At 74.1% G+C, this 21957-nt stretch carries 18 protein-coding genes; 11 read left to right on the top strand and 7 right to left on the bottom strand.

Translation table 11 applies throughout. From position 1 onward, the window contains the following. Positions 1 to 12: 12 nt before the first annotated feature. The 8 genes from IU369_RS15475 (at position 13) to IU369_RS15440 (ending at position 10232) form a co-directional block, all read left to right on the top strand. Complete coding sequence (locus IU369_RS15475) at positions 13 to 1707, top strand: FAD-binding protein (RefSeq protein ID WP_217921883.1); 1695 nt, start codon at positions 13 to 15, stop codon at positions 1705 to 1707. Beyond that, entirely contained in the window at positions 1707 to 2657 is a 951-nt protein-coding gene (locus tag IU369_RS15470) for a succinate dehydrogenase/fumarate reductase iron-sulfur subunit (RefSeq protein WP_217921882.1), read from the top strand. Before IU369_RS15475 ends, IU369_RS15470 begins: the two co-directional genes overlap by 1 nt. Next, positions 2658 to 3596: a CoB--CoM heterodisulfide reductase iron-sulfur subunit B family protein gene (locus IU369_RS15465; RefSeq protein ID WP_217921881.1), complete on the top strand. Its 939-nt coding sequence runs from the start codon at positions 2658 to 2660 to the stop codon at positions 3594 to 3596. A gap of 14 nt (positions 3597 to 3610) precedes the next feature. Continuing rightward, positions 3611 to 3925, top strand: coding sequence for a glutaredoxin family protein (locus IU369_RS15460; RefSeq protein ID WP_217921880.1), 315 nt, complete (start codon positions 3611 to 3613; stop codon positions 3923 to 3925). A 28-nt stretch (positions 3926 to 3953) separates the two neighbouring features. Next, positions 3954 to 4571 (top strand): hypothetical protein, encoded by a 618-nt coding sequence (locus IU369_RS15455; protein WP_217921879.1) that lies wholly within the window; start codon positions 3954 to 3956, stop codon positions 4569 to 4571. 7 nt (positions 4572 to 4578) lie between these two features. Beyond that, on the top strand, positions 4579 to 5646 hold the full coding sequence (locus IU369_RS15450) for a hypothetical protein (protein ID WP_217921878.1): 1068 nt from the start codon (positions 4579 to 4581) through the stop codon (positions 5644 to 5646). A 225-nt stretch (positions 5647 to 5871) separates the two neighbouring features. Further along, complete coding sequence (locus tag IU369_RS15445) at positions 5872 to 8493, top strand: PKD domain-containing protein (protein WP_217921877.1); 2622 nt, start codon at positions 5872 to 5874, stop codon at positions 8491 to 8493. Positions 8494 to 8681: 188 nt separating this feature from the next. Continuing rightward, a complete protein-coding gene (locus IU369_RS15440; protein ID WP_217921876.1) occupies positions 8682 to 10232 on the top strand; it encodes a right-handed parallel beta-helix repeat-containing protein in 1551 nt (516 codons plus the stop codon). Positions 10233 to 10274: 42 nt separating this feature from the next. Here IU369_RS15440 and IU369_RS15435 read toward each other — a convergent pair whose 3' ends face one another. From IU369_RS15435 to IU369_RS15420, 4 genes are read right to left on the bottom strand one after another with little or no spacing between them, the layout of a single operon-like run. Beyond that, positions 10275 to 11534 (bottom strand): glycosyltransferase, encoded by a 1260-nt coding sequence (locus tag IU369_RS15435; RefSeq protein ID WP_217921875.1) that lies wholly within the window; start codon positions 11532 to 11534, stop codon positions 10275 to 10277. A 29-nt stretch (positions 11535 to 11563) separates the two neighbouring features. Further along, positions 11564 to 12283, bottom strand: a complete 720-nt coding sequence (locus tag IU369_RS15430; RefSeq protein ID WP_217921874.1) for a hypothetical protein — start codon at positions 12281 to 12283, stop codon at positions 11564 to 11566. A 49-nt stretch (positions 12284 to 12332) separates the two neighbouring features. After that, entirely contained in the window at positions 12333 to 13457 is a 1125-nt protein-coding gene (locus IU369_RS15425; RefSeq protein ID WP_217921873.1) for a glycosyltransferase, read from the bottom strand. Beyond that, positions 13454 to 14542 carry a GNAT family N-acetyltransferase gene (locus IU369_RS15420; RefSeq protein WP_217921872.1) on the bottom strand — a complete coding sequence of 363 codons (1089 nt, stop codon included), beginning with the start codon at positions 14540 to 14542 and terminating at the stop codon, positions 13454 to 13456. Before IU369_RS15420 ends, IU369_RS15425 begins: the two co-directional genes overlap by 4 nt. 173 nt (positions 14543 to 14715) lie before the next feature. Between IU369_RS15420 and IU369_RS15415 the strand changes: the two genes are divergently transcribed. Beyond that, complete coding sequence (locus IU369_RS15415) at positions 14716 to 15681, top strand: NAD-dependent epimerase/dehydratase family protein (RefSeq protein ID WP_217921871.1); 966 nt, start codon at positions 14716 to 14718, stop codon at positions 15679 to 15681. 156 nt (positions 15682 to 15837) lie between these two features. Here the strand turns inward: IU369_RS15415 and IU369_RS15410 are convergent, their stop codons facing one another. The 3 genes from IU369_RS15410 to IU369_RS15400 form a co-directional block, all read right to left on the bottom strand. Beyond that, complete coding sequence (locus tag IU369_RS15410; RefSeq protein WP_217921870.1) at positions 15838 to 17370, bottom strand: sugar transferase; 1533 nt, start codon at positions 17368 to 17370, stop codon at positions 15838 to 15840. Between the two features lie 186 nt (positions 17371 to 17556). Then, complete coding sequence (locus IU369_RS15405; protein ID WP_217921869.1) at positions 17557 to 18696, bottom strand: DegT/DnrJ/EryC1/StrS family aminotransferase; 1140 nt, start codon at positions 18694 to 18696, stop codon at positions 17557 to 17559. After that, positions 18693 to 19493 (bottom strand): sugar phosphate nucleotidyltransferase, encoded by an 801-nt coding sequence (locus IU369_RS15400; protein WP_217921868.1) that lies wholly within the window; start codon positions 19491 to 19493, stop codon positions 18693 to 18695. The genes IU369_RS15405 and IU369_RS15400 overlap by 4 nt, the downstream gene beginning before the upstream one ends. Positions 19494 to 19817: 324 nt before the next feature. Between IU369_RS15400 and IU369_RS15395 the strand changes: the two genes are divergently transcribed. Next, entirely contained in the window at positions 19818 to 20870 is a 1053-nt protein-coding gene (locus tag IU369_RS15395) for a polysaccharide deacetylase family protein (RefSeq protein ID WP_217921867.1), read from the top strand. Next, a complete protein-coding gene (locus IU369_RS15390; protein ID WP_217921866.1) occupies positions 20867 to 21778 on the top strand; it encodes a phosphatase PAP2 family protein in 912 nt (303 codons plus the stop codon). Before IU369_RS15395 ends, IU369_RS15390 begins: the two co-directional genes overlap by 4 nt. Positions 21779 to 21957: the final 179 nt, after the last annotated feature.

The following is a 21957-nucleotide window of genomic DNA, read 5'->3' as shown; positions in this document are numbered from 1 at the left end:
AGGGCACGGACATTGCTCAGCCATGACGTGGTGGTGGTCGGCGCGGGCCTCGCGGGCATGCGCGCGGCGATCGCGGCGCACGAGGCGGGCGTGGACGTCGCGCTCGTCACCAAGGTCCACCCGGTGCGCAGCCACTCCGGGGCGGCGCAGGGCGGGATCAACGCGGCGCTGGGCAACCAGACCGACGACCATCCCGACAACCACACCTTCGACACCGTCAAGGGCGCCGACTACATCGGCGACCAGGACGCGATCGAGATCCTCTGCAACAACGCACCGGGCGAGATCATCCAGCTCGAGCACTGGGGCGCGGTGTTCAGCCGCCACGAGAGCACCGGCAAGATCGCGCAGCGCCCGTTCGGCGGTGCCGGCTTCCCGCGGACCTGCTTCGCGGCCGACCTGACCGGCCTCGTCATCCTCCACACGCTCTACACCGTGTGCGTCAAGTACGACATCCCGACGTACGAGGAGTGGTTCGTCACGGACCTCGTGCAGGACGACCACGGCGGCTGCGCCGGCGTCGTCGCCTACGACATGGTCCACGGCACCATCCAGACCATCGGCGCGAAGGCGGTCGTGCTGGCCACGGGCGGCGCCGGACGCGTCTACCGCCCCTCCACGAACTCCCACTCGTCCACCGGCGACGGCATGGGCCTGGCCCTCAAGGCCGGCGTGCCGCTGAAGGACATGGAGTTCATGCAGTTCCACCCCACGACCCTCAACCCGAGCGGCGTGCTCGTGACCGAGGGCGCCCGGGGCGAGGGCGGCTACCTCCTGAACTCCGAGGGCGAGCGCTTCATGAGCAAGTACGCGCCCAACAAGCTGGAGCTCGCCTCCCGCGACGTCGTGTCGCGGTCCGAGGCCACCGAGATCCTCGAGGGCCGCGGCATCAACGGGTCGGTGCTGCTCGACCTGCGCCACCTCGGCCGCGAGAAGATCATGGAGCGGCTGCCGCAGATCCGGGAGCTGGCGATGGCGTTCGCCGGCGTCGACCCGATCGAGGCGCCCATCCCGATCCGGCCCGGCGCCCACTACCACATGGGTGGCGTGCACGTGGACTCGTGGGGCGCCGCCCCGCACATGCAGGGCCTGTTCGCCGCCGGCGAGTGCGCCTGCGTCTCGGTCCACGGTGCGAACCGCCTCGGCGGCAACTCGCTGCTGGAGGCCGTCGTGTTCGGCGCCCGCACCGGCGGCGCCGCGGCGCGCTACGCCTCGCAGATCTTCAACGGCCGCGGCATCCAGGCGACCCCCGAGGCCGCCCGCCGCACCGAGGAGGAGATCCGCATCATGCTCGAGCGGACGAAGGGCCCGAAGCAGCACGAGCTGCGCGACGTCCTCTCCGACACGATGCAGGAGAAGGTCGGCGTGTTCCGCACCGAGTCCGACCTGCGCGAGGCGCAGGCCACGGTCGAGGACCTGCGGGAGCAGTTCAAGGGCGTGGTCGTGACGGACAAGGGCCGCACCTTCAACCAGTCGCTGATCCACACGATCGAGACCGGCTACCTGCTGGACCTCGCCGCCACCATGGTGGCGGGGGCCGTCGAGCGCACCGAGAGCCGGGGGGCCCACTCACGCACGGACCACCCCGAGCGCGACGACGAGAACTGGATGAAGCACACGCTCTCGTACCTCGAGGACGACCAGATCCGCCTGGACTACTCCGAGGTCACCGTGACCAAGTTCCAGCCCCAGGTGAGGTCCTACTGATGGCCACCACGACACTCGACATCTTCCGCTTCCAGCCCGACGTCTCCGAGGAGGCGTACCGGCAGTCGTTCGACCTGGAGCACGGCGAGGACATGACGCTCCTCGACGCGATCCTCCAGCTCCAGAACGAGCAGGACGGCACGCTGGCGGTGCGGTATTCGTGCCGCAGCGCCATCTGCGGGTCCTGTGCCTGCAAGGCGAACGGCAAGACCGTCCTCGCCTGCATGAGCCAGGTCGAGGACGTGAAGAAGGAGTTCGAGACCGACACGATCCAGGTCGATCCGATCGGCAACTTCACGCCGCTGAAGGACCTGATCGTCGACATGGACCCGTTCTGGGACAAGTTCAAGGCGGTCAAGCCGTACCTGATCCCGGACGGCCCGGCGCCCGAGAAGGAGCGCCTGGTCTCCAAGGAGGACATGAACAAGCTCTTCAAGGAGAGCGCGTGCATCCTCTGCGCCGCCTGCTACTCCGAGTGCAACTCGCTCGCGGCGGACCCCGAGTTCGTGGGCCCCGCGGCCCTCGCCTGGGGCTACCGCTTCGCCGGCGACGTCCGCGACGGTGAGCGCAAGCAGCGCGCCAAGCTCTACACGGGCCAGCACGGCGTCTGGGACTGCACCCGCTGCATGTACTGCAACGAGCGGTGCCCGAAGGGCGTCAACCCGCGCGACGCCATCGAGAAGCTCGGCGGGATCGCGTTCCAGGAGGGCCGCTCCATGAAGGACGCGGGCGCCCGCCACGCGAAGGCGTTCCTGCTGTCGATGCGCACGGGCGGCAAGCTGAACGAGACGGTGCTGGTGCCCTTCACCGACCCGATCAAGGCCCAGTTCGACATCCCGTTCGCCATCCAGATGCTGCGGCACGGCAAGGCGCCGTCGCCGATCCCGCACCGGATCAAGAAGCTCAAGGAAGTCCAGAAGCTGATGAAGAACGTCAAGGAGACGATCTAGATGGCGACGACCGCCCCGGCGCTGACGGACCCGACGGGGGAGACGCCGGAGGGCGGCGTCACCCGCTTCGCGTACTACCCGGGCTGCATCGCCGAGTTCAGCTCGAAGGAGCTCGACGCCACCACGAAGCACCTGGCGCCGATGCTCGGCATCGAGCTGCTGCCGATGCCCGCGGCCACGTGCTGCGGCGCCGGCGACATCGCCGAGGCCAAGCCGAACCTGTACCTCACGCTCAACGTCCGCATCCTCTCGCAGGCCGAGGAGATGGGCGTCGACATCCTCACCATCTGCAACGTCTGCACGCTGAACCTGCGCCGTGCGAACAAGATGGTCAAGGAGGACGCGCGGCTCCTCGAGCAGGTCAACGAGGAGCTCGTGAAGGTCGGGGCGCGCCCCTACGAGGGCACCAAGGAGGTCACGCACCTCCTGTGGTACCTCGCCACCGAGGAGGGCCTGTCCCTGCTCGAGAAGCAGGGCCCCCGCGGCCTGAACGGCCTCCGCGTCGCCCCCTACTACGGCTGCCAGCTCCTCCGGCCGTCGTCGGTGATGGGCTTCGAGGACCCGGACCGCCCGCAGTCGCTGGAGCGGCTCATCACCGCCCTCGGCGGCGAGGTCGCCGACTACGAGGCGAAGTCGAAGTGCTGCGGCTTCCCGATCGTCCTCGCCCGCGAGGAGGTCGCCCTGCGCGAGTCGCACGTCGCGCTCTCGCAGTCCCGTGACGCCGGCGCCGACTGCATGGTCACGCCGTGCCCGCTCTGCCACCTCGCGATGGACGCCTACCAGCGCAAGGCCGAGGCGCTGAACGGGACCGAGTACAACATGCCGGTGCTGCACCTGCCGCAGCTCATCGGCCTCGCGCTCGGCATCGACCGCAAGATCATGGACTTCAAGCGCCACATGGTCCCGGTCGACCGCGTGCTGGAGACCGTCGGGGTCTGACCCCCGGTCGCGTCGTGATCCTCTACGACGCGCCCTCGTGCTGGAAGTGCGTCGAGGTCCGCGAGGCCCTCGACGCACTCGGCATGACCTACGACGCGGTGACCGTCCGGGGCGACCCGGTGGCGCGCGCCGCGCTGGTCGCCGCCCAGGGCGAGCCGCCCCAGGTGCCGATGCTCGTCGACGGCACCGTCGCGGTGTGGGACCGGCGGCGGATCCTCGCGTACCTCGCGGAGACGTACGGCGGCGTCGTCCCCGCGGACGGCGGCTGGCGGGAGATGCCGGTGTGGATGGGCGGCGTCTGCGCCGTCGACGACCCGACGTGCCGGTGAGCCGGGCCGCGGGGCCTATCATCCTCCCGTGAGCCGCATCAGCACCCTCACCGCGGCGACGCGCGGGGACCTGCCGCCGCCCTGCATCAGCTGCACGTTCTGGCAGCACGACCGCGTGGTGACCGACGAGCGCCGCAAGGAGGCGTGGGCGGAGTCGGTCCAGCGCCGCCACGGGGGGTTCGGGCGCGTCCTGCGCGAGGGCGACGGCTTCCGGGGGATGGTCCAGTACGGCCCCGCGGAGCTCTTCCCCCGCGCCCTCGCCCTGCCCGCCGGTCCCCCCGGCCGCGACGCGGCCCTCATCACCTGCACGTACCTGGAGGGCGACGACCCCGAGGGCGCCTGCGAGCGGCTCCTGCTGGAGGCCCTCGCCGACCTGAAGGCGCGTGACGTCGCCGCCGTCGAGTCGTTCGCGATCGGCTACCCCGACGAGGTCCCGTCGGCCGACCGCTTCCTCGGGCACCACACCCTCTTCGACCGCGCGCTCCTCGAGCGCTTCGGCTTCGTCGTCGTCCGCACCAGCGGCCAGGTCGCGCTCGCCCGCATCGACCTCCGCGCGACCGTCCCCGCCACCGCGGGGAGGATGGCCCGCGCGCTGCGCGTCGCCCGAGACGCCCTCGCGCCGGCCCCGAGCGGCGCGCCCGCCTGAGCACCGCGTGACCGGGCGGCTGCGCCGGGCCCTCCTCGTCGCGGTGGCGACCCTCGGCACGGTCCTCGCGGTCGCGGCCCCCGGGGCCGCGGCGACCGACCCCGCGGCGACGGCCCTCGCGCAGGGCGACGCGTACGTCAGCCCCCGCGTCCTCGGCACCGCGGCCGCCGCGGAGCAGGCCGCCCTCGCGCAGCTCGCCGCCGCCCTGCGGGCGGAGGAGCGGCCGGTGAAGCTCGCGGTGGTCCTCGGCCCGGTGGGCGCCCCGTCGCTGCAGGCGTACGCGCGCAGCCTCGCGCAGGACCTCGGCTTCGGGGGCACCCTCCTCGTCACCCGACGCGGCGGCGGCGTCGCCTCCGTCGGGCCGCGCAGCACCGCCGAGATGACCGTCCGGCTCCGCGAGGCCGGCGTCGGGGCGATCGCGAACCCCGTCGAGCGCCTCGCCCGCGCGGCGGAGGTCGTCGCGGTGCCACTCCCCGACGGGAACGGCCGGTCGTGGCGTCCCGCCGCGACCCTCCTGCTGCTCGGCCTCCTCGGCGGCGGGTGGGCGGTCGCGATGGGGGCGGGCCGCGCGACCCGCCGCGAGCGCCGCGACCTCGCCGAGCGGCGCGCCCGCGCCCGGGTGCGGCTCGACGCCCTCCGGGCGCACGCCATCGGCCTCGCCGGCTTCCCGGGGCTGCCGGACGAGGAGCGCCGCCACGTCCAGGCGGCCCTCGGCGGCTACGCGGAGATCGTCGCCCAGGCGGCCGAGGCCCGCACCCCCGCCGCCGTCGAGGCCCTCGACGCCCGCATCGACGAGGGCCTCGCGACCCTCACCGGCGTGGCGGAGCGCGTCGGCGCCCCGCACCCCCGCGGGGACATCTTCGCGGGGCTGTGCGCCATCGACCCGGGGCACGGCGGCGCGACCGCCGACGGGGTCGTCGACGGGCGGCCGGGGGAGAGGGTCTGCCCGGCGTGCGAGGAGGCGGCGGCCACCGGACGGCGGCTCTCGGCCCGGATGGTCCCCGCCGGCGCGGGCGCCGTGCCCTTCGCGACGGATGGCGAGACCCCTCAAGAGGGTGGCGGACCCGTCCGATAGCTAGGGGACGCTCCGGTCACCGGGACACCCCGCCCCCTCCGTCCTCCCGCAGTTCCGCGGCAGTGAGGGGGCATCGGGACCCGGACCCACCGGCGCTCGTGCCCACGTCCCCTCGTCGCCACCGCCGCTCCCCCGGGACCGTGCCCGGCCGGCCGCGCATGCCCGCGCGCCCGACCAGGTCCCGCCGACGGCGTCGGTTGCGCATGCCTCTCGGAGGAAGACCTCATGGTCCGTGCCCGTCCTGTCCGTCGCGCGTTGCCGGCGTGGGTCGCCGGTGCCGCGTTGGCGGCCGTCGCCCTCGTGGCCCTCGCGCCGGCGTCGCCCGCCGCCGCGGCACCCGCGTGCACCAAGTACGCGTCCCTGTCCGGCAGCGACTCCGCCGCCGGCACCGAGTCCGCCCCGTTCCGCACCTCCCAGAAGCTCGTGGACTCACTGAGCTCGGGTCAGGTCGGGTGCCTCCAGCCGGGGGCGACGTTCGGTGGCGTGAAGGTGAACCGCAGCGGCATCACCCTCACCACCGCCCCCGGTGGGGCGAAGGCGACGATCCTCGGCAAGACATGGGTCCCCGAGGCCGCCAACGACGTCGTCTTCGACGGCCTGGTGATCAACGGCCGGACCTCCGGCGCCCGGGTCAGCCCCGACGTCCAGGGTGACCGGGTGGTGTTCCGCAACAACGACATCACCAACGACAACACCGCGATCTGCCTGCACATCGGCTCGAACATCGGGTCGGGGATCGCCTACGGGGTGGTCGTCGACTCGAACCGGATCTTCCGGTGCGGGCGGATGCCGGCGACCGGCTTCGACCACGGCATCTACGTCAACCACGCCTACGACACCCGCATCACCAACAACCTGATCTTCGACAACGCCGACTACGGGGTGCACCTGTACCCGGGGGCGAACCGCACCTACGTCGCCAACAACGTCATCGACGGCAACGGCCGTGGGGTGACGTTCTCGGGTGAGGGTGGCCTGGTGTCGAGCAACAACCTCGTCGAGAACAACGTGATCAGCAACTCGCTGGTCAAGAGCAACGTCGAGTCGTGGTGGGCGTCGGGTGTCGGTGTCGGCAACCGCGCCGACCGCAACTGCATGTTCAACGGCCGCACCGGCAACGTGAACCTCTCCAACGGTGGCTTCACCGCCTCCGACAACATCACCGCCGACCCGATGTTCACGAACCGGGCCGCCAAGGACTTCACCCTCCGCGCCGGCAGCCCCTGCATCGGCAAGGTCCCGACGACGGGCACGACGGTCCCCGCGCCGCCCCCCGCGTCGAACGTCGCCCCCGCGGCGTCGTTCACGGCGAGCAGCCTCGCCCCGCAGACGGGCGTGGCGGTCACGTTCACCGACTCCTCCACCGACGCGGACGGCACCATCGCCTCCCGCGCCTGGGACCTCGACGGCGACGGCGCCTACGACGACGCGACGGGCGCGACCGCGACCCGCAGCTACGCCAGCGCCGGTGACGTCACGGTCGGCCTGCGCGTCACCGACGACGACGGCGCCTCCTCGACGACCAGCCGCACGCTGAGCGTCACGGCGGCCCCGGTCGTCCCCGCCCCGCCGCCGAGCACCGGTGGCAGCGACTCCGTCGCCAACGGCTCGTTCGAGTCGGGCGTGACGGGGTGGACCACCTGGCAGGCGGGCCTCACCCGCGTCGCCCTCGCCGACGCCCCGGCGGGCTCCTACGTCGCCCGGGTCGCCCAGACGACGGGCACCGCGTTCACGGTCGATGACGCCCCGACCTCGGTGACCTCGGCCACCGGCGGCGCGCTCTACACCGGCCGCGCGATGGTGAGGGCCGCCACGGCCTCGGCCACCGGCAAGCAGGTGAAGCTCTACCTCCGCGAGCGCTCGGCCGCCGGCACCACCCTGCGGACCGTCGCGAGCCCCGTCGCCACGCTCGGCTCGGGCTTCGGCCCCGTCACGGCGACGCTGACGGCCCAGGCGACCGGCAACCAGATCGAGGTCTACGTCGGCCAGTCCGCCGCGGCCGCCGGGGACGCGTTCTACATGGACGCCGTCACCCTCGGCACCGGCTCCACCACCACCCCGCCCCCGCCCCCGCCCCCGGCCAACACGGCCCCGGCGGCGTCGTTCACGGCGAGCAGCCTCGCCCCGCAGACGGGCGTGGCGGTCACGTTCACCGACTCCTCCACCGACGCGGACGGCACCATCGCCTCCCGCGCCTGGGACCTCGACGGCGACGGCGCCTACGACGACGCGACGGGCGCGACCGCGACCCGCAGCTACGCCAGCGCCGGTGACGTCACGGTCGGCCTGCGCGTCACCGACGACGACGGCGCCTCCTCGACGACCAGCCGCACGCTGAGCGTCACGGCGGCCCCGGTCGTCCCCGCCCCGCCGCCGAGCACCGGTGGCAGCGACTCCGTCGCCAACGGCTCGTTCGAGTCGGGCGTGACGGGGTGGACCACCTGGCAGGCGGGTCTCACCCGCGTCGCCCTCGCCGACGCCCCGGCGGGCTCCTACGTCGCCCGGGTCGCCCAGACGACGGGCACCGCGTTCACGGTCGATGACGCCCCGACCTCGGTGACCTCGGCCACCGGCGGCGCGCTCTACACCGGCCGCGCGATGGTGAGGGCCGCCACGGCCTCGGCCACCGGCAAGCAGGTGAAGCTCTACCTCCGCGAGCGCTCGGCCGCCGGCACCATCCTGCGGACCGTCGCCGGTCCCACGGTGACGCTGGGCGGCACGTTCGCCCCGGTCACCGGCAGCCTCACCGCCCAGGCCTCGGGCAACCAGATCGAGGTCTACGTCGGCCAGGCCGGCGCCGTCAGCGGCGACGCGTTCTACATGGACGCCGTCACCCTCACGCGCTGAGCCCCACCCGCCACCGCGTCGCCACCCCCCGGGGGGCGACGCGGTGGCCCGGGGGTCTCAAGACGCTCCCCCGCGGACCCGATGAAGGGGTACGCAACGAGTGGTCCGGGGAGTGCCCGGCGCGGGCCGGCAAGCGGTCAGAGCGTCGCCCCGACAGGGCCCTCGCGATCTTCACGGAGGAAGACCTCATGGTCCGTGCCCGTCCTGTCCGTCGCGCGTTGCCGGTGTGGGTCGCCGGTGCCGCGTTGGCGGCCGTCGCCCTCGTGGCCCTCGCGCCGGCGTCGCCCGCCGCCGCGGCACCCGCGTGCACCAAGTACGCGTCCCTGTCCGGCAGCGACTCCGCCGCCGGCACCGAGTCCGCCCCGTTCCGCACCTCCCAGAAGCTCGTGGACTCACTGAGCTCGGGTCAGGTCGGGTGCCTCCAGCCGGGGGCGACGTTCGGTGGCGTGAAGGTGAACCGCAGCGGCATCACCCTCACCACCGCCCCCGGTGGGGCGAAGGCGACGATCCTCGGCAAGACATGGGTCCCCGAGGCCGCCAACGACGTCGTCTTCGACGGCCTGGTGATCAACGGCCGGACCTCCGGCGCCCGGGTCAGCCCCGACGTCCAGGGTGACCGGGTGGTGTTCCGCAACAACGACATCACCAACGACAACACCGCGATCTGCCTGCACATCGGCTCGAACATCGGGTCGGGGATCGCCTACGGGGTGGTCGTCGACTCGAACCGGATCTTCCGGTGCGGGCGGATGCCGGCGACCGGCTTCGACCACGGCATCTACGTCAACCACGCCTACGACACCCGCATCACCAACAACCTGATCTTCGACAACGCCGACTACGGGGTGCACCTGTACCCGGGGGCGAACCGCACCTACGTCGCCAACAACGTCATCGACGGCAACGGCCGTGGGGTGACGTTCTCGGGTGAGGGTGGCCTGGTGTCGAGCAACAACCTCGTCGAGAACAACGTGATCAGCAACTCGCTGGTCAAGAGCAACGTCGAGTCGTGGTGGGCGTCGGGTGTCGGTGTCGGCAACCGCGCCGACCGCAACTGCATGTTCAACGGCCGCACCGGCAACGTGAACCTCTCCAACGGTGGCTTCACCGCCTCCGACAACATCACCGCCGACCCGATGTTCACGAACCGGGCCGCCAAGGACTTCACCCTCCGCGCCGGCAGCCCCTGCCTCGGCAAGGTCCCCGCCGCGGGGCTGACCCCGTCGCCGCCGCCGTCCCTCGGCCCGCCCGACGTGCCCGTCCCCTCCACGCCGGTCTCGAACCCGCTGAAGCCGAGGTCGCGCACCAGCCCGGACTCCGGTGACCGCTCGATGTCGCAGCCCCTCACGCCGCGCCAGCGGGTCCTCGGCCCCGCCGCCCGCCCGACGCAGGGTCAGGTCGTCACGCACCGCCGCATGGTGGTCCGCCTGCTCACGCGGGTCGGCCGTCTCGAGCGGCGCGTGCTCGGCACCCGCACCGCCGCCGTCCCGGAGGCCCTGACGACCCGCCCGCGGGTGTCGGCCGCCGAGATGCGCGCCACCCGCATGGGCGCGGCGGACGCCCTCCGTCGCGTCACGATCCTGCTGAACCGCGTCAGCGGTCGCAGCGACGCGGTGCCGCGCACCGTCGTCCCCCGGCGGGTGCCGGCGACGATCGGCCAGGTCCGCGCCACCGAGGTCCTCGCGCGGGCGACGGTTCGGCGCGCCACGCTCGTCGAGCGGCTCCTCGCCCGTCGCTGATGGACCGGACCCGGGGCGGCGCCGCGCGCGCCGCCCCGGGGCTCAGCCCCCCGTCACCGGCGGGTTGTACGACCAGGTGATCATGCGCCGCAGCTCGCCGGTGTTGCGCGCCAGCTCGTAGGCGTCGAGCACCCGCTCCCGGCCGGCCGCCGCCATCCGCGCCGCCCCCTCCGGGTCGTCGCGGAGCCGCCGGATCGCCGCCGCGATGCCCGCGGCGTCGCCCTCGGCGACGAGCAGCCCCGTCTCCCCGTCGCGGACGAGCTCCGGGATGCCGGAGAGGGACGACGCGACGACGGGCACCTCGCTGGCGAGGGCCTCCATCAGCGCGACGGGGATCCCCTCCATGTCGCCGTCGCCGGTCGTGACGCTCGGCAGCACCATGGCGTCGCTGTCGCGGAGGGTGGCGCTGACCTCGTCGCGGCTGCGGTGACCCATCAGCACCACGTCGTCGCCGAGGCCGAGCTCCGCGACGCGCGCCTCGATGGCGCCCCGCATCTCGCCGTCGCCGACGAGCAGGCACCGCACCGGGCGTCCCTCGGCCCGCAGCATCCCGACGGCCTCGACCAGGTGGAGCTGGCCCTTCTTCTCGCGGAGGCCCGCGATGCACGACACCGTGAACGGCTCGTGCGGCTCCCGCGCGGGGCGCGGGGTGAAGGCGCTCAGGTCGACGCCGCAGCGGATCACCGAGGTCTTGTCGGCCGCCCACGACCCGTAGAGGTCCTCGAGCATGCGCCGGTTGAAGTCGGAGATCGTCACGACGAAGCTCGCGTCGCGGATCTTCTCCTCCAGCATCGAGCGGTCGATGTAGATGTCGTGGGCGTGCGCCGTGAAGCTGTACGGCAGGCCCGTCAGGTGGTGCACGACGTTCGCGGCGAGGGCGGGGTGCGTCGCCCAGTGCGCGTGGACGTGCTGCACCCCGAGGGCCTGCATCTCCCGCGCGAACCGGGCGGCGAGGGGGACGACGGCGATGGCCCGGACGAGGAACGGCCGCGAGCGGGCGTTCCCCCGCAGGGCGCGCCACCAGGCGCCGAGGTAGGCCCCCGGGTCGCGACGGAGCCAGTGGACCTGGGCCGCGAGGGTCGGCAGCGACGCCAGCTTCGCGTAGCGGGTGCGCGCCACCAGCGGGCCGGCCTCGGGGTGCGAGGTCTCCTCGCCGCGGGGACGCAGCGGGAAGATCTCGACGTGGACGCCGGTGCGCTCCAGCTCGAGGATCTCGAACAGGATGAAGGTCTCGGTCACCGTCGGGAACGCCGACATGACGTAGGCGACGCGCGGGGCGTCGGTGGGTGCGGGTGTCGTCATCGCGACGGCACCCTATCGGCGCGGGCGGCCTACTGGCCGGTCAGGAACAGCAGCAACCCGATCCCGGACGCGAGGGCGACGATGCCGCAGACGATCTCGGTGCGGCGTTCGGCGACGACGGCGGCGAAGGCGCCGACCGGCCGGGGCGAGGGGGTGCGGCGCAGGAACGGGACGGCGGCGACGGCGCCGACGAGGACCGCCGCGCCGAGGAGCCAGGCGAGCAGCGAGACCGGCCCGGCCCCGCCGCCCGAGTCGGCCGCGGGCGCGGCTCCCTCGTCGCGGGCCTGCGCCGCGGCGAGGATCGCGCGGTCCCGTTCGCGCTGCGCGGCGATCTCGGCCTCCCGGCGCGCGCGGGCCTCCTCGATGCGGCGCTGCTCGGCCTCCCGGCGCAGGCGCTCGCGCCGCGCGGCCGCGGCACGCTCGCGCCGCTCGCGGGCGGCCCGCTCGCGGGCCTCGCGCTGGCGCTGGAGGTCGGCGGCGCTCGGGCCCGCCGGCTCGACCGGCTCCTCGGCACCCGGGTCGGGCTCGGGCTCCGGGGTCGGTGCGGGGGCGACGGGCGTGGGCGCCGGCGTCGGCCGTGGCGCGGGCGCCGGCGTGGGCGCCGGGTCGGGCTGGACCGACGGCGGGATCGGGTCGGGACCGCCGGGGACCTGGATCTGCTGGCCGGCGGCGACGCTGGCCGCGACGAGCAGCACCACGACCACCAGGAACGGCGAGAGGCACCTGACGAGGCGTCCGGACGGCGTCACGGAAGGAGTCTAGTACCACCGAAAACCTGCCACCACCGTTCCGGTGGCCTCACCCGCGCAGCTCCCGGTACAGGGCGGCCCACTGGCCGGCGACGCTCTCCAGCGTGAAGTCCGCGAGGGCGCGCTCCCGGGCCCGCGCGCCCAGCTCCTCGCGCCGGGCGGGGTCCTCGAGCAGGTCGGCGATCGCGCCCGCCAGCACGTCGGGGGTGCGCGGCGGGACGAGCACGCCGCAGTCGCCCTCGCCGAGGATCCAGGGCATGCCGCCGACGCGCGACGCCACGATGGCCCGCCCGGCGACCATCGCCTCGATCAGGGCGATCGGGCTGCCCTCGGAGTCGGAGGGCAGCACGACGACGTCGAGCGACCGCAGGATGTCCGCGACGTCCTCGCGCACCCCCAGCAGGTGCACGGCGTCGCCGACGCCGAGCTCCGCGATCTGGGCCTCCACCTCCGGTCGCAGCGGACCGTCGCCGGCGATCGCCAGGTGCGCGCCGGGAACCCGCTCCCGCAGCCGGGCGAAGGCCGCCACCAGGACGTCGACCGCCTTCATCGGGCGCAGCATCGCGATCGCGCCCACGAGGGGCGTCCCCGGCGGCAGCCCGAGCTCCTCGCGGAGGCCCCCCGGCGCGGACTGCAGCTCGGCGGGGTCGCGCAGCAGCCCGGTGCCGATCGTCCGCACCCGGCGGGCGGGGACGTGCTCGATCTCCACCATCCGGCGGGCGTCCTCGGGCGACACGGCGACGAACGCCGTGGCGAGGCGGCCGATCCAGTATCCGTCGAGGAGCTTCCGCACCCGCTGGCCCTCGTACGTCCACGAGTGCTCCGTCGCGATCACCACCGGCACGCGTGCGAGGCGGCCGATCAGGACCGCCCAGACGTTCGAGCCGAACATGTGCGAGTGGAGGACGTCGACCCGCTCGCGCCGCAGGTGCCGGATCAGCGGCAGCCAGGCGAGGGGGGACAGCGTGCGCCGCCGCCCGAGCATCAGCACCCGCACGCCGGTCTCGTGGGCGATCGGCTCGCGGTTGCGTCCCGCGTCCCGGCTCGCGCAGACCACGACGTCGCAGTCGGGGCCGTCGTCGAGCGCGCGCGCCAGGCCCACGGTGAACCGCTCGGCCCCGCCGCCGCGGACCGACTCGATCAGCATCACGACCTTCAGGGGCCGCCCGCTCACCCGTCCTCCCCCCGTCGCCGTGCACGCAGCTCCTGCAGCGCCGTCCCCGCCCGGTGGGCGCCGAGGGCGGCGCGGCCCCGCAGGGACAGCGGCGCCGTGGCCCGCACCAGCGGCACGGCACGCGAGATCAGGTCCTTGTAGGGGGCCGGTCCCGGCCCGAAGTCCACCAGACCGACGCCCTCGGCCTCGAGCGCCTCGATCATCGCCAGCATCGAGATCCAGCCGAGCATGGTGACGTCGTCGCGGTCGCGGTCGAACGCCCCGGCGTACGCCACGGCGGACCCGCCGTCGCCGACCAGGGCGAGGTCCCAGGCCACCATCGCCCCGCCCTCGACCCGCACCTCCGCCAGCCGCACCCGGCCCTCCGCGCCCATCGCGGCGATCGCCCGCTCGGTGAAGCGGCGCCGCACGCCGGGGCCGGCGAGCAGGTTGTCGCCCTCGCCCGGGAAGTGGGCGGCGTGGAAGTCGAGCAGCGCCGGCAGGCGCGGCCCGATCTCCGACCAGTCGCCGGTCACGTCGACCGCCAGCGACACGCCCCGCTCGGCGGCGCGCCGCTGGGCCCGGCCGACCTCCTTGCGGCGCTTGCGCACCGACCGCGGCGGGTCGGCCACCTCGAGCCGCCACGTCTCGCCCGCCGTGAGGCGCACCCCGGGGATCGCGGTCCGGAGCGCGGCGACGGTGTCCTCGTCGGCGGCGAAGCCGTCGAGCTGCAGGATGTCGCCCGGCTCGGCGGCGATGGCCGAGAGCAGCACCGCGAGGGCGTCGGCGTCGGCCGCCGGGGGGGCGATGTGGAACCAGGCGTCCCCCTGGCCGAGGTGCCGCACCAGGCGCAGGCCCCCGCGCGTCGCGACCTCGAGGGGCGCGATCGCCACCGGGGCGCGGCCGCGGTCGACGATCACGCAGCGCGGCGCCACGGAGGCGCCCGCCTCCGCGCGCCAGGCCGTGAGCCACGCCGTGCGGCGCAGGGGGTCGGCCGGCGCGTGGGCGCCGACCAGGTCGTCCCACCCCGCCTGGGCCAGCCGGGGGAGGACCCCGTCGCCGGCCGCCCGGGACGTACGCGCCTCACCGCCACCCGCCACCGTCATGTCGTCCCCCGCTCCGCCGCCGCGTCGCGTCCACGACAGCCCCGGGACCGGTCGGCGACCGCCGGTCGGGGCGATCGGGACGCACCGCTCAAGGTGTAAAGTCCGCGGCCCGATCTGGTCCATCGGGACAGCGTCCCGGCCGATTGGGGAGCATACCGACGAACGGGAGCAACGTGAGAACAATCCTTGTCACCGGGGCCGCGGGGTACGTGGGCGGAACGCTCACCCGGCGCTTGCTCGCCGACCCCGAGACCTCCGTGGTGGGAGTGGACCTCTGCGAGATGGACCACGGCGCCGAAGGCGTCCGCGAGATCCTCGACCACCCTCGTTTCACCATGGTGCGGGCCGACGTCCGTGACACGGCGGCCCTCGAGCCACTGCTCGCGACGTCGGATGCCGTCGTCCACCTGGCCGCGGTCGTCGGCGACCCCGCCGGCAAGCGCGACCCGGAGCGCACCCGCGCGATCAACGTGGGCGCCAGCCAGGACCTGATCGCCGCCAGCAAGAAGGCCGGCATCAAGCACTTCGTGTTCGTGTCGACGTGCAGCAACTACGGCGTCTCGGACACCGACACCCTGGTGACCGAGGACGGCGACCTGAACCCGGTCTCCCTCTACGCCGAGACGAAGGTCGCCGTCGAGAAGGCGCTCCTCGCCGAGACCGAGCTGCCGGCGACGGTCTGCCGCTTCGCGACGGTCTACGGCGTCGCGCCGCGCATGCGGTTCGACCTCACCGTCAACCAGTTCACCATCGAGGCGCTGCAGGACGGCGTCCTCGAGATCTACGGCGAGCAGTTCTGGCGCCCCTACGTCCACGTCGAGGACGCCGCACGGGCCATCGAGCTCGTGCTCGCGACCCCGGAGAAGAGCATCGGCCGCGTCTACAACGTGGGCGACTCGGGCGAGAACTACACCAAGGGGATGATGTACGAGCTCCTGAAGGAGCGGCTCCCGGAGCTCGAGGCGAAGTGGGTCGACATCAACGAGGACCCCCGCTCGTACAAGGTCAGTTTCCAGCGGATCGCCGACGAGCTCGGGTACTCGACGACCTGGACCGTGCCGACCGGCATGGACCAGATCATCGCGCAAGCCCGCCTCGGCGCCTTCCCCGACCCGAAGGCCGGCCGCTTCCGCAACTAGCGGCGCGGGTCCGTCCCCCCGCCGGGGGCGGGCCCGCTCGTCCGTCCCCCCGCGGGGGAGGCGGGCGACCCCGTCCGTCGACGACGAAGGGCCCGGACCTGATGCAGGTCCGGGCCCTTCGTCGTGGTGCGTCCCGGCCGGGAGGCCGGGGGACGATCAGGCGGCGCGGCTCATGTCCTCGACGTTCGCCAGCTCCATCGACGCCTGCAGGCGGCGCGGCTTCGGCTGACGGAACGCGACGTGGTCGGTGAGCTCGCTGAGCTGCAGCTCCCCGCCCCGCAGGAGGGCGACGCCGGTCCAGAGGATGCACTTCATGTCGAGCACCCAGCTCTGGTGGTCCACGTAGTACTGGTCGATCGCGAGCTTGGTCGGCAGCAGCGTGTTGAGGTAGAAGGCCTCGAAGTCGTCGCCGACGAGGTGCTCGAACTCGTTGCGGTAGCGGATCTGGCTGAGGCCGGTGATGCCCGGGCGGACGGTGAGGACGCGGCGGTAGGCCTCGTGGTGCGCCTGCACGTAGCGGGCGTCCTCGGGCCGGGGGCCGACGAAGCTCATGTCGCCCTTCAGCACGTTCCAGAGCTGCGGCAGCTCGTCGAGCTTGGAGTGGGCGAGGAAGCGGCCCATCCGGGTGAAGCGGTCGTCCTGGCCCATCGTCAGGGCGGGGCCCTGGGCGCCGTCGTACATCTTGCGGAACTTGAGCATCGGGAAGGGCTGCTCGTCGCGGCCGATCCGCTTGGCGCGGTAGAGCACCGGGCCCTTGGACTCGAGCTTGATGGCGACCGCCAGGGCGGCCCAGAGCGGGGCCGTCAGGAGGAGCATCGTCGAGGAGAGCACGATGTCGGTGACGCGCTGGGCGATCTCGGTGCTGCGCGACGGGCGGGTCGAGCCCGCGACGAGGACCGGCAGGCCCTCGAGGCGGCGCAGGGACAGCGAGCCCTGCAGGCCCTCGAAGAGGCGGGAGACGACGGCCACCTGGGCGCCGGCGGCGCGGCTGGCGTTGACGGCGTCCTGCAGGTCGCGGTCGGGCGACCCGACGAAGCAGAAGACGACCAGGTCCGCGGAGTGGCGGGAGACGAGCTCGCCGAGCTCGGTGATGTCGCCGAGCTGGGCGGCGCCGTGGGCCTCGGCACCCGAGGGGAGGCGCTGGTCATCGACGGTGCCGACGACCTCGAAGCCGCGGCGGCCCTCGGGGAGCGAGTCGATCAGGTGCTGGGCGACCTCGCCCGTGCCGACCACGAGGACGCGGCGGGCGCGGCCGAAGACGCGGTCCATGCCGGCGGCGACGAGCCAGGCGGAGCCGGTGGCGGCGACCGCGAGGGTCAGGGCGCCGGCGGCCGTGAGGCCGTCGATGACGCTGCCGCCGAGGATGGCGAGGAGCATGGCGATGGAGAGCACCGCGCCGGCGCAGTGGCCGAGCCGGTAACGCCGCACCAGGACCGCGCGGCCGCGCTCGCCGGGCGGGACGGTCCAGGAGACGACGGCCGCCGAGACGATGCCGAGGGCGGCGCCGATGGCGAGGGCGAGGCCGGTGGAGGCCTCGGTCAGCCAGAGGACGATGTTGGCCGCCACGAGGGCGGCGACGAGCGCCTGGATGGCCCCGGTGAGGCGGGGGCCCCGGGTCCGGCCGGTGATCTCGGCGGAGGCGGGGGAGACCAGGTGCTGGTCGGTGCGGAATGCGGCGTGAGTGCTCATGGATGGAAAGGTAGGCGGAGGGGGCCTCCCCCCGCGCGGGTCGGTCGGCTAGGTCACCACTGACCCCCCGGAGGGGTTTCGATGGCGCCCCGCCCGGACCCTCCCCTCACGCGGGCGCTCACGCGCGCGACCGCGACCCCCGCTCGACGCCCCGGAGTCCGCTGACTCCGGGGCGGATCGGTGGGTTTACGCCACTCCTGCGCGTGCGCGGACCGGGAACAGGTCGAGGACCCGGTCGACGTCGGAGTCGGCCATCCCGGGGTACAGGGGCAGCGTCACCTCACGCCGCGCGTAGTCCTCCGTGATGGGCAGCGACTCCTGCGGCTGGAACACCTTGAACTGGTGCACCGGCTGGTAGTGGACGCTGGTCTGCACACCCGCCGCCGCGGCCGCCGCGCGGACGTCCTCGCGGGCCTCGGGGTCGGGGGTGACCAGCGGGAGGATGTGGCACGAGCTGAGCGCGTCGCCCTCCGCCGTGAACGGGATGAACCCGGCCTCGGGCACCCGCTCGAGCCCGCGGCGGTACATGCCGACGAGCGCGCGCCGGCGGGCCAGCATGCCGGGGAGCTTGCCGAGCTGCACCAGGCCGAGGGCGGCCTCCAGCTCGCTCGGACGGTAGTTGTAGCCGCGCTCGACGACGTCGTAGCCGCTGGCGTGGCCGCGCTCGCGGTCCCAGCTCGTCGCCGTCATGCCGTGCGCCCGGAGCAGCCGCATCCTCGCGACGAGGCGCTCGTCGTCGGACGTGCACATGCCGCCCTCGCCGGTCACGAGGTTCTTGTTCGAGAAGAACGAGAAGCACGAGATGTCGCCGAGCGACCCGGCGGGGCCCTCCGGCGACCGCGCGCCGGGGGAGTGGGCCGCGTCCTCGACGAGGGCGAGGCCGTGGCGGTCGCAGAGCGCCCGCAGGGCGACCATGTCGGCCACGTACCCGGCGTAGTGCACCGGGCAGATCGCCTTCGTCCGCGGCGTGATCAGCGCGCGGACGGCCTCCGGGTCGATCAGGGGGACCTCGGGGGACACGATGTCGGCGAAGACCGGCGTCGCGCCGGTGTAGGCGACGGCGTTCGCCGTGGCCACGAACGTCAGCGACGGCACGATCACCTCGTCGCCCGGACCGAGGTCGAGGGCGGCGAACGCGAGGTGGAGCGCGGCGGTGCACGACGAGGCCATCACCCCGGCGGACGAGCCGACGTAGGTGGCGAACTCGCCCTCGAACTGCGCCGTGCGGGGGCCCATGGTCAGCCAGCCGGAGCGGACGACGTCCGCGACGGCCTGGGCCTCCGCCTCGTCGAAGCTCGGGGCGGAGAGCGGGAGCTGGTCGGTCACGCGCGGGCCCCCTCGGGTGCGAGCAGCTTCTCGCGGATGCGCTCGAAGTCGTCGATCGCCTGCTGGTAGTCGGAGTGGCGCCCGATGTCGAGCCAGTAGCCGTCGAACGGGTAGCCGGCCACGCGGCGGCCGTCGGCCAGCAGGCGGCCGATCAGCGCCGGGATGTCCAGCGGCTCGCCGGGGGTCACGTAGTCCAGGGCCTCGGGCTCGAAGACGTAGACGCCCATCGAGACGGTGGACTCGATCTCCGGCTTCTCGCGGTAGCTCGTGATCTCGCGGGCGGCGCCGAGGCTCTCGCCGAGGTCGAGGACGCCGAACTCCACCTTGATCGGACGGCGCATGACCGCGATGGACAGCACCGCGCCGCTCTCCTCGTGCGCGGCGACGAGGTCGCGGAAGCGCAGGGTGGTGAGCAGGTCGCCGTTCATGACGATCAGGCGGCGGCGGCGGACCTCCTCGGGCAGGAAGGCCAGCGGGCCCACGGTGCCGAGGGGGGTCGTCTCCTGGATGTAGCTGACGTCCATGCCGTAGCGCTCGCCGTCGCCGCAGTACGCGCGGATCAGGCCGGCCATGTGGCCGACGGCCAGGGTGACCTCGTTCCAGCCCTGCGCGTGGAGCTGCTGCAGCAGGACGTCGAGGATCGGCCCGTCGCCGAGCGGCATCAGGGGCTTGGGCAGGACGGAGGTGAACGGGGCCAGGCGGGTTCCCTTGCCGCCGGCCAGGATCACGGGCGCCGGCAGGCTGGAGGCCTCCGCCGCCCCCTCGATCGAGCGGGGCTGTACCGCATCCGTGCTCATGTCTCTCCTCTCATCGGACAAGCCGTCCTCCCCGCCTGCGGGCGCGCCGGTCCTGCCGGCGGGTCCGCGTCGTGACTCGTGTCCACGAAAACATCCGGCCGCCAGAGTGGCACGGCGCTCGTGACCCCGAAACGGGTCGCAGGCATAGGTCTCCCGCTATGCCTTCGTGGGGGTGCTTCCATGCTTTCATGACCGGGCTCGGGGAAGGCCTCCGGGCGTTCCGACGAGGACGGGGGAGTCCGCGATGGGGGCAGGGCGGGGGGTGGTGCGATCGTCGCATCCCCCCTTCATCGACAGATCGCGGCCGAAACCGCGCCCCGGCGCATGAGCGACCGCCGCGCCGCCGCGCGCCGTGGTGCGCTCGCGGCCCTCGCCGCGCTGTCGCCGCGCCCCGTCACCGACGCCCTCTGGGGGCGCGACCGCCTCACCGCGCTCGCCTACCACCGCATCGCGGACGTCGCGGACCCCGGCTTCGCGTTCGACCCGGGGGTCGTGAGCGCCACCCCCGAGATGTTCGAGCGCCAGATGCGCCACGTCGCCCGCGCGTTCACGGTGATCTCCCTCGACGACCTGCACGAGCACCTCACGACGGGCCGCCCGCTGCCCGACCGCCCCGCGCTGATCACGTTCGACGACGGCTACCGCGACAACCACGCCCACGCCTTCCCCGTGCTGCGGGAGCTGGGCCTGCCGGCGGTGATCTTCATCGTCACCGGCGCCATCGGCACCGACCGCGTCATGTGGTGGGACGAGCTCTCCTACCTGCTCGGCCGCACGACGCTCCCGCGCGCCGAGCTGCCCCTCGCCGGGCCCCGCGACCTGGAGGGGCCCGCGGCGCGCGCCGCGGTCCGCACCGAGATGCTCGCGCACCTGAAGGCCGTGCCCGACGACCGGCGGGCGCAGGCGATGGACGAGCTGCGGGACGCGCTCGAGGTCGCCGCGCCGCGGCCGGAGACGCCCCTCTTCATGGGGTGGGAGGAGGTCGCCGAGCTCGTCGCCCACGGCGTCGAGTGCCAGCCCCACACCGTCGACCACCCGATCCTCACCCGCGTCGACGACGATCGCGCACGCGCCGAGGTCGCCGGGTCCGCCCGCGAGGCCGCCGCCCGCACGGGGCGCCCGTCGCGCGCGTTCGCCTACCCGAACGGGGACTACGACGCGTCCACGCTCGACGCCCTCCGCTCCGCCGGGATCTCCATGGCCTTCACCATGAAGCTGGGCCCGTGCCCCGCCCACGCGGTGCGCGCGTCGCCCCTCGAGATCCCCCGCGTCCCCCTCGAGGCGCGCGACACGTGGGACATGTTCCGCCTCAAGGTGTCCGGAGCCCTGTCGAGCGTCTTCCGGGTGCGCGGCGCGCTGCCGTCGCGGGGCGCGTGAGCGAGGCCGTCCAGGCACCCGAGCGGCCCCGCGCCGCGGGCGCGGAGGCGGCCCCGCACCGCCCGGGCGTCCGGGTCCCCGCCCTGCTCGTCGTCGCGGCCGGCTGCCTCGTCCTCGCGGGGCTCGTCTACGTCCTGGCGCTCGGGGTCGACGACCTGCTGCGCGCCGACCGCGAGCTGAGGTTCCCCCAGATCGTCGGTGACTGGCGCCTCCGCGACGAGGCCTCCTACCGCTTCTCCCAGGTCACCGAGATCGTCTTCGTGGCGAGCGGGGTCCTGCTGCTGCTCGGCACGCTCGTCCTCGGCGGGGTCCGCCGGGCCGGGGTCGTCGCGGCGGCGGCGGGCGCCGGGCCGCTCGCGGCGTGGGTCCTCGCGGCGGCGCTCGGCGCCACCGACCCGGTCGGCGGCGAGGCGCTGCGCGCCAGCCAGGGCGCCTTCCCCAGCGGTCACGCCGCCGTCGCGATGTCGCTCGGCCTCGGCCTCGTGATCGCCCTCCCCCCGCGCGGGCGCGTGGCCGGCGGGATCGTCGCCACCGCGTTCGCGACGTCGGTCGCCGCCGGCGTCATGGCGCTCGGCTGGCACTACCCCAGCGACGTGCTCGGCGCGCTGCTCGTCTCGATCGCCGCGGCGGCCCTGGTGGTGGCCCTCGCCCCCGCCGCGGGGCGGTCCCCGGTGGTGCGGCCCGGGCGCTCCCCGTGGGCCCCGGTCGCCCTCGCCGGCGGCGCCGCGGCGCTCTGCGCGATCCTCGGCGCGGTCGCCCTCGACCGCCTGCCGGACGAGTCGGCGGGGGCCTTCGCCGACGCCCACCCCCGGTACATCGCCCTGGTCGTCGTCTGCGCCGCCCTGTCCGCCGCGGGGGCCGCGATCCTGGCCCACCTGTGCGGCACGACCCGTCTGCGCGGCTCCTGAACACCGGTCGGCCACCGTTGACGCGTCGGGATCGTTTGGCATACTCCTGCCCTCCAATCGAAAGGCATGACCGCGCGGCATGCACCGGACCGGCGTCCCAGCCGCTCCAGGTGACGCGATCGGCAAGGGGTGAGTGCCCACTCCGCCGTCGTACGTCGCGCCGATTGCTACGTGCCCAC

Origin of the sequence: Miltoncostaea oceani, from assembly GCF_018141545.1 — a bacterium.
GTDB classification, from domain to species: Bacteria; Actinomycetota; Thermoleophilia; order Miltoncostaeales; family Miltoncostaeaceae; genus Miltoncostaea; species Miltoncostaea oceani.
This window is presented reverse-complemented; position numbering and strand designations above follow the sequence as displayed.